The organism is Nevskia sp., from assembly GCF_023266035.1.
Classification (GTDB): domain Bacteria; phylum Pseudomonadota; class Gammaproteobacteria; order Nevskiales; family Nevskiaceae; genus Nevskia.
Genome location: NZ_JAHFRY010000177.1, coordinates 1 through 7075, shown reverse-complemented (window position 1 = coordinate 7075; position 7075 = coordinate 1). Strand labels below are relative to the sequence as shown.

Genomic DNA, 7075 nt, shown 5'->3' with positions numbered 1-7075 from the left:
TCACCGGCCGCGCCGTGGCCGCCGATGAAGCGCTGACGATCGGTCTGGCCAATCGAGTCGTGCCGACCGGCGCGGCACTCGCCGCAGCTGAAGCATTGGCACTGCAGATCGCTGCGTTTCCGCAGGCCTGCCTGCGCGGCGATCGCAGCAGCGCACTGGCCCAGGGCGAATTGAGCGAGGCCGATGCGCTGGCGCAGGAATTCGCCTTCGGCCTGACCACCCTGCGCTCCGGCGAAACCCTGGCCGGTGCCGCGCGCTTCAGCGCCGGCAGCGGCCGTCACGGCGCCTTCAGCAACGAGACTCCGCAATGAACACCGCCACCCGACGCTATGTCCTCGCTCCCGCACTGCGCGAGCAGTTCAAGGCGCGCTCGAACGGGCGCGGTGCGATCTCGGTCGCCAAGGATTACGGCCTGCTGATCGCCGCGTTCGCGATCAGCATCGTCTGGCCGCATCCGCTGAGCTGGCTGGTCTCGACCCTGATGCTTTGCGGCGTCCATGTCGGCCTGGCGATCCTCACCCACGAGACCGCGCATCGCTCGCTGTTCGCGAACGCCAAGCTCAACGACTGGATCGGCCAGTACCTGTGCGCGCTGCCGAACTTCAACAACATGCCGATGTACCGCGCTTACCACATGGCCCATCACCGGCTGGCTGGCACGCCGGACGATCCGGATCGGGTGATGGTCGATCGCTATCCGGTATCGCGCGCGAATCTGCGCCGCAAGCTGCTGCGTGACTTGTCCGGGCAGAGCGGCATCAAGTTCCTGATCGGCATCATCGGCATGAGTTCGGGCTACTGGAAGTTCCAGCAGAACGGCATCGTCGAGAAGCTGGCCTACGAACGACCGCAAGGTTTTGCCGATTACTTGAGGCGCTTCATCGCCAACGGCGGCGCGGTGTCGATCGCCTGGCAGCTGGCGATCTGGGCGCCGCTGTACGCGCTCGGCCACGGCTGGCTGTATGCGCTGTGGGTGCTGGCCTTCGTCATTCCCTTTCCGTTGACGATGCGCATCCGCGTGCTCGCCGATCACGCCGCCGTGCACGATCCGGATTCCACCGACCCGTTGCTGCACGCGCGCAGCACCTCGGCGAACTGGCTCGAGAAGCTGCTGTTCGCGCCGCATCACGAGCACTACCACCTCGAACATCATCTGATGCCGTCGGCACCGCACTGGAATCTGCCGAAGCTGCACGCGGTGCTGATCCGCGACGGCGTGATTCCGCCAGCCAATCAGGCCAGCGGCATGATCGATGTGCTGAAGCGGGCGACGGCGCGCTAGCGGCTCAATCTCTTGGCGGCGGCATATCCGGTGAGTCGGGCGGCATCGGCCCAGGCGGCCTGAAGTCGCCGGGCATGCCGGGTGGTCCACCACCGGCCATGCCGGGCGGGCCCATCGGCAGCCGACCCATCGCTTTCGCGAAGGCCTTGCGATCATCGGCCGACAGGGTTTCCGCCAACCTGACAACCCGCTCGCCCATGGCGATGGCAAGACCCTGCTCAGCGGCTTCCATCTGCTGCTGCGCGATGTCGAACGCAGGGCGATCGAAAGGCTCGGCGGCAAACGCGGTTTCGATCGCCTTGCGGGCGCTGCGCAGCGCCTCTAGCTGCGGTCGCAGCGCTTCCCGATCCTCCTGATGCAGCTTGTGCAGCCGCTCGCGGCCGGCAGGCGACAACATGCGTCCCGGGCCGAAGCCTTCTGGCGGCATGCCGCGATCCATGAATGGCCCGCGCGGCGGACCGAGCAACAAGGCGCCGGCAATGCCGCCGAGCAGGAACAGGTTCAGGGCGACCGAGGCAATCAGCCAGTTGTTGCGCTTGCGCGGCAGGTCACCGTTCATGGCGGGCGTCATGGCGTACTGCTCTCCAGATCAAGCATCAGGGATTCGGCGAAGCCGGGGGCGGCCAGCGTGTTGCTGCTGGCACTCGCTGCTTGAGTCTGGCTTGCCGCATCTGCAGACCAGTTGCTGAGGTCGGCGTGCGAGCCGACGTTGATGCCGACGATCAGCGCCACCGCCATCGCCGGCAGGGCCAGACGCCAGCCACCGAGCAAGACCAGCAATTCCTGCCACCGTGAACTGTGGGCCGTCACCGGCAGCGGCATCGCGGCACGGCGCAGAACTGCGCCGGCCGGCTCGGGGATCGGCAAGGCGTCGAGACTGGCATCGAGCGCCAGCGCTTCGGCGAGCAGCACGGCGGCCCGTGCATCGGCGGCGGCGAAGCTCTGCGCAGCGTCGCGCTCGGCAGCCGGCCAGCGGCGCGGGTCGGCGCCATAGGCGTCGACGATGACGGCAAATCGCTCCAGGCTCATCAAGGCGCTCATGTCAGATCTCCGATCAGCGACTGGCGCTCCGGCAACAGCGCCGCCCGCAGCGCGCGGCGGCCGCGGGCCAGCAGCGACTCCAGCGCATCGACGGAAATTTCCAGGGTGGCTGCGGCTTCGATGTTGGTCATCTCCTCGTAGTGGCACAGGATAACCGCCGCCCGCTGCCGCTCGGCGAGCCCGGCCAGCGCCAGCTGCACGCGCAGAGCCACGGATTGCTGCTGCAGGCCGTGATCCGGCGGCATATCCGACGAGGCCAGCAGCGAAATGTCGTCCAGCGAGGTCTCGCGGCGGCCACGAACCCGGTCGATGCAGCGGCTCATCGCCACCCGATGCAGCCAGGTGGAAAATCGGGCTTCGCCGCTGCGCCAGTTCGCGGTCTGCTTCCAGGCGCGCAGGAACACGTCCTGGACCACGTCTTCGGCTTCGGCTCGGCTGCCGAGCATCCGCTCGGCGAAGCGGATCAGCGCATCGATGTTGCGGCCGACGATCCTTGCGAACGCCAGCCGATCGCCGGCGCCGGCCAGCACGACATCGGCGAGATCCGCATCATCAAAGGCAGGGGGCGACAACAGGGCCATCATCGGTGAAGGCTTCGATGTGGGCCGGGATTCGGGCCACTCCGTGCAGACCTCGAAACCGGTGGCACAGTTCGCCATCGTCGGATCATCGGCTGCCGACGGACGACACGCTCAGCGCCGGCAGGAAGCTCAGGCGCTCGTGAAACACGCCCTGTTGCGGCACCGAGGCCGGCAGATCGATCTGCGCCGTCAGCCGCTGCCGGTCATGCGCGGACAGCTGGACATCGAGCGGCGCGAACGGTCCGCGTACATCGACCTTCAGCGGCTGACGCGAGCCGTTCGCAGCTTCCAGCCAGGCGCTGTCGGCAAACACCAGGCGCAGGCCGACGTAATGACCCGGCCGCAATCGGCCGCGCAGCGGCAGGTGCAAGGGCGCGTTCAGCGCCTGCGCCGCGGACAGATCGATCTGGTCCGGCTCACGCAGCCGCAGCCGATGCAGCCGGCCCTCGGGATCGAGCAGTTCGACGGCCACCGGCCGCGCCAGCACGTGGCTCTCGGCAAGCGTGCCGTGCACGGTCAACGACAGATCCAGGCTGCTGCGCCGCTGGCAGCCACCGAGCAGCAACAGCGGCAGCGCGATCAGCAACGACAGAATTGCGCGCATCACTTGCTCCCGGCCGGATAGCCGCGCAGCACAGCGAACTCGCTGGCGTCGTCGACTGCAGCGGCGATGGTCGCGGTGACCGTGGTGGTCACTTCGCTATTCGGCACGGTGACCTTGCCGGCGTCGTCGACCAGGCCGGTGGCGAACACCACCGAGGGGTCGTCACTGCTCCAGGCCACGTGCCTGGACACCGGCCGGCGGACACCGTCATCGAACAGGCCAAGCGCAGTGAACTGGCCGGTGGCCGGATAGATCACGTTCAAGGTATCCGGACTCAGGACAAAGCTCAGCAGTTCGGCATCGGTGGTCTGCCAGCGCTTGCTGGCAACGCTCAGGCTGCGATCCGGCAGGCGCAAGGTGAAGCCGGTATCGACGATCGTTTCCAACGCCTGCACGTACAGCGCATTGGTGCCCGGTGTGATGCTCAGGCGATCGTCGTCGAGCCCGTCGATCTCGACGACGGTGCTGAGGTTCTGCGGCACGCTGCCTTCGGTCGCGAACTCGGCGTAGACACTCAGCGCTTCGCTGTAACCGACCGGCAGGCGCAGCTCGCTGCCCTGCTCGTAATCGACCCGCAGATCGCGTGGCGTCGATACTCGCAGCGGCAGGCCGAATTCACGGCCGCAGCCGAGCAGCCGGGCGCGCAGCTCGATGGCATCGCCGCTCGCCGAATTGGCGGTGACGATGCCGGTCGCGGACTCGACCGCCGCGCTCGCCGTCGGCCTTGCGAACGACCAGAGCACCGAGCTGGTTTCATCCTGCTCGGGGCTTTCGGCAGTCGGCCGCAGCAGCAGATGAAACGGCTGGGTCAGACGCTCGGTGATGTCGGTCAGCTGTGGATCGATGCGGGCGCTATCCAGCGCGCGGATCTCGACACTGGCGGTGGCGGTGAAGCTCGAGAAAGTTGCCGACAGCTGCGCCTGGCCGGGCTTGAGGCCAACCAGGGTGCCCGCCGCCAGCAGGATGCCGTCCGGTCCGGCGTTGATGCCGTCGGCCACGTAAAGGATGTCCGGCGCGTTCGAGTGCCAGACCACGCGGGTGGTGAAATCGCCATTGCTCGATTCATCACCGCCGAACTGCAGCACCGCCGTTGCCTGCGTCGCCAGGCATTCGGGAATCTCGAACGCGCTGCTGCGCACGCCATAGGCGATGTACAACCCGGTCGGCCCGGTGCCGGTGCCGACGTCAAGCGATGTGCCGCCGCAGGCCGTCAGCAGGCCTGCGGACACCGCCAACAGCAAGCTCGAATACTTGGATCGCATCGGCTCAGCCATCAGCCGGGGAACGCCAGAACCCGATGGTTGTTGCGATCGACCACGTACAGGGTGTTGGCGAACACGCTGACGCCGGTCGGCGAGGACAGGGTGCGGACGCTCGGCGTGCTGTCGGTGACCGCGTCCTGGTTGTCGTCGTTCGGCGTGCGATTGGTGAAGTGGTCGCGATCCTGGCCGTAGATGTCGGTGGCCAGCGCGGCGCTGGCGATCGGGAAAGCGTCGAATTCCAGCACCCGGTTATTACCGGAATCGGCGATCCAGATCCGGGTGCCATCGGAGGCGACGCCGGATGGCGTGCGCAGCGCACCCTGGCCCACGCCGGCGGTGATCCGCGAGAAATCGCTCTGGCCGATCACGAAGCTGGCATCGGCACCGCTGGTGCGCGGCAGCTGCGTCCACAGCATCACGCGGTTGTTACCGGAATCGGCGACCAGCAGGCGGAAGCCATCACTCCAGATACCGGCCGGCGTGGTCAGGCCGTCTTCCTCGTCGCGGGCGCCGCTGCCGGTGAAATCGGTCTGGCCGAGCACGACATCGGCCGGCGTGCCGTTGGCGGTCGGCACGGTGTTCCAGATCAGCACCCGGTTGTTGTCCTGATCGGAGACGATCAGACGGTTGTTGGCGATCGTCGCGGCGACCGGAAACGACAGCTTGTCCGCCGCCGTGCCCGGATCATCACTGTTCAGATCGAGCTGGCCGATGACCACATCGGGCGCGACATTGCCGACCGGCAGGCTGTTCCAGATCAGCACGCGATTATTGCCGGCATCGGCAACGATCAGGCGGCCATCGACCAGCGAAACACTTGCCGGCAGCGCCAGCCGGGTCGGCCCGGTGCCGGGCAGGTTGGCGGTGAAGGAATCCTGGCCGAGCACGAACAGCGCCGGCGTCGTCGGGCCGGGCACGCTGGCGTAGCCGAGGACGCGGTGATTGCCGTAATCGGCGATGAAGAAATTGGTGCCGTCGGTGGCGATGCCGCCGAGCGGCTGGGCCAGGCCGAGCGCCGAGACGCTGGTGGCGCGGTTGGCGCTGCCGGACACGTAATCGGCCTGGCCGATGACGTTGGTGGCGCTGATCAGGTCCAGGTCGTCACTGCTGCTGCCACCGCCACCGCAGGCGGCCAGGGTGGCCCCCAGCAGCAGAGCCGGCACAACGCTCAGCAGCGGCCGCAGGTATGACGAAGCACGACGACGATCCAGCAGACGCAGCGAAGGCAGAGGCATCAGAGGCAACTCCATGAAGGTTCACGAGGCAACGGCCACAACCGGGTCTGGCAATGGCCTGTGAACCTTCAACGGGGCCGCGCGCGGGATTCCGTCGCTGTTCCGAGAAGTTTTTTTGAAACGCACTCTTCTGTCATGCCCGCGTCGGCGGGCATCCAGTTCGGGATTTTGTGGTTTCCATTCCGGATCAAGACCGTGCTCGATGATCTGCGGCGGCGCGGGAATGGACAGACGTAGGGCGGCCCATGGCCGCCGCCACCCTCGACGGCGGAGGCGCAGGGCGGCTGTGCCCTCCGCTTGAGCCCTGCTTTTCGACGGCAAACGCTGCAGAATCCGCGCATCCAACAACCGCCCTACCGGAGCCTCCATGCCTTCCTTTGACGTGATCTCGGAAGTCGACAAGCACGAGCTGACCAATGCCATCGATCAGGCGCGGCGCGATCTCGGCAACCGTTATGACCTGCGCGGCACCGATGCCCGCTTCGAGCAGGAAGACGACAACGTCATCACCCAGTTCGCGCCGACGGAATACCAGCTCGACCAGCTGCTGGAAATGCTGCGCCTGCGCCTCGCCGGCCGGCATATCGATCTGCGCTGCATCGAGCTGGGCGATGTCGAAACCAACCTCGCTGGTGCCCGCCGCAAGATCACCATCAAGCAGGGCATCGAACAGCTGCAGGCGAAGAAGATCATCGCCAAGATCAAGGAAGCCAAGCTGAAGGTGGACTGCCAGATCCAGGGCGAGAAGCTGCGCATCAACGGCAAGAAGCGCGACGACCTGCAGACCACCATCGCCTTCCTGAAGAAGGCCGAGCTGGAAGTGCCGCTGCAGTTCGAGAATTTTCGCGACTGAGGAGCCGAGCCCGCGATGTCCAATGATCAGAAACCGCCCGCGAAAGTCCCGCGCGACAAGAGCAACGACTACAGCGTCGAGATCGCGGCGACACGGCGCGGCTTTGTCGAGCAGCAAACGGGCGCCTCGCTGAATCACGTCGGCCACTACTCGTTCGATCCCGGCGTGTTGCCGGGCAACATCGAGAACTTCGCCGGCGTTGCCCAGGTGCCGATCG

Annotated in this window: 8 protein-coding genes and 2 pseudogenes; 4 read left to right on the top strand and 6 right to left on the bottom strand. The window is 66.7% G+C overall.

Features of this window, described 5'->3' with window-relative positions; genetic code table 11:
* Both Q0D45_RS19805 and Q0D45_RS19800 read left to right on the top strand, forming a co-directional pair.
* Positions 1-311, top strand: a pseudogene (locus tag Q0D45_RS19805) (enoyl-CoA hydratase); the annotation flags it as partial.
* On the top strand, positions 308-1282 hold the full coding sequence (locus Q0D45_RS19800) for a fatty acid desaturase family protein (RefSeq protein WP_293397112.1): 975 nt from the start codon (positions 308-310) through the stop codon (positions 1280-1282). The pseudogene Q0D45_RS19805 and the gene Q0D45_RS19800, both read left to right, overlap by 4 nt.
* A gap of 4 nt (positions 1283-1286) precedes the next feature.
* On the opposite strand, the gene Q0D45_RS19795 is transcribed toward Q0D45_RS19800, so the two are convergent.
* The 6 genes from Q0D45_RS19795 to Q0D45_RS19770 are packed head-to-tail and all read right to left on the bottom strand — an operon-like array spanning position 1287 to position 6005.
* Entirely contained in the window at positions 1287-1853 is a 567-nt protein-coding gene (locus Q0D45_RS19795) for a periplasmic heavy metal sensor (RefSeq protein WP_293397109.1), read from the bottom strand.
* Positions 1850-2323: a hypothetical protein gene (locus Q0D45_RS19790; protein WP_293397106.1), complete on the bottom strand. Its 474-nt coding sequence runs from the start codon at positions 2321-2323 to the stop codon at positions 1850-1852. The genes Q0D45_RS19795 and Q0D45_RS19790 overlap by 4 nt, the downstream gene beginning before the upstream one ends.
* On the bottom strand, positions 2320-2982 hold the full coding sequence (locus Q0D45_RS19785; protein WP_293397103.1) for an RNA polymerase sigma factor: 663 nt from the start codon (positions 2980-2982) through the stop codon (positions 2320-2322). Before Q0D45_RS19785 ends, Q0D45_RS19790 begins: the two co-directional genes overlap by 4 nt.
* A 7-nt stretch (positions 2983-2989) precedes the next feature.
* Complete coding sequence (locus tag Q0D45_RS19780) at positions 2990-3508, bottom strand: hypothetical protein (protein ID WP_293397101.1); 519 nt, start codon at positions 3506-3508, stop codon at positions 2990-2992.
* Positions 3508-4770, bottom strand: a complete 1263-nt coding sequence (locus tag Q0D45_RS19775) for a hypothetical protein (protein ID WP_293397098.1) — start codon at positions 4768-4770, stop codon at positions 3508-3510. Before Q0D45_RS19775 ends, Q0D45_RS19780 begins: the two co-directional genes overlap by 1 nt.
* A gap of 11 nt (positions 4771-4781) precedes the next feature.
* Positions 4782-6005 (bottom strand): NHL repeat-containing protein, encoded by a 1224-nt coding sequence (locus tag Q0D45_RS19770; protein ID WP_293397095.1) that lies wholly within the window; start codon positions 6003-6005, stop codon positions 4782-4784.
* 367 nt (positions 6006-6372) lie between these two features.
* On the opposite strand from Q0D45_RS19770, the gene Q0D45_RS19765 reads away from it, so the two are divergent.
* Together Q0D45_RS19765 and Q0D45_RS19760 are read left to right on the top strand one after the other, a co-directional pair.
* Positions 6373-6858, top strand: coding sequence for a YajQ family cyclic di-GMP-binding protein (locus Q0D45_RS19765; RefSeq protein WP_022977547.1), 486 nt, complete (start codon positions 6373-6375; stop codon positions 6856-6858).
* Positions 6859-6873: 15 nt separating this feature from the next.
* A pseudogene (locus tag Q0D45_RS19760) lies at positions 6874-7075 on the top strand (hydroxymethylglutaryl-CoA reductase); the annotation flags it as partial.

Coding starts and splice junctions, on each gene's coding strand:
- Q0D45_RS19800 (WP_293397112.1), top strand. CDS start 308: ATGAACACCGCCACCCGACGCTATGTCCTCGCTCCCGCACTGCGCGAG.
- Q0D45_RS19795 (WP_293397109.1), bottom strand. CDS start 1,853: ATGACGCCCGCCATGAACGGTGACCTGCCGCGCAAGCGCAACAACTGG.
- Q0D45_RS19790 (WP_293397106.1), bottom strand. CDS start 2,323: ATGAGCGCCTTGATGAGCCTGGAGCGATTTGCCGTCATCGTCGACGCC.
- Q0D45_RS19785 (WP_293397103.1), bottom strand. CDS start 2,982: ATGGCGAACTGTGCCACCGGTTTCGAGGTCTGCACGGAGTGGCCCGAA.
- Q0D45_RS19780 (WP_293397101.1), bottom strand. CDS start 3,508: ATGCGCGCAATTCTGTCGTTGCTGATCGCGCTGCCGCTGTTGCTGCTC.
- Q0D45_RS19775 (WP_293397098.1), bottom strand. CDS start 4,770: ATGCGATCCAAGTATTCGAGCTTGCTGTTGGCGGTGTCCGCAGGCCTG.
- Q0D45_RS19770 (WP_293397095.1), bottom strand. CDS start 6,005: ATGCCTCTGCCTTCGCTGCGTCTGCTGGATCGTCGTCGTGCTTCGTCA.
- Q0D45_RS19765 (WP_022977547.1), top strand. CDS start 6,373: ATGCCTTCCTTTGACGTGATCTCGGAAGTCGACAAGCACGAGCTGACC.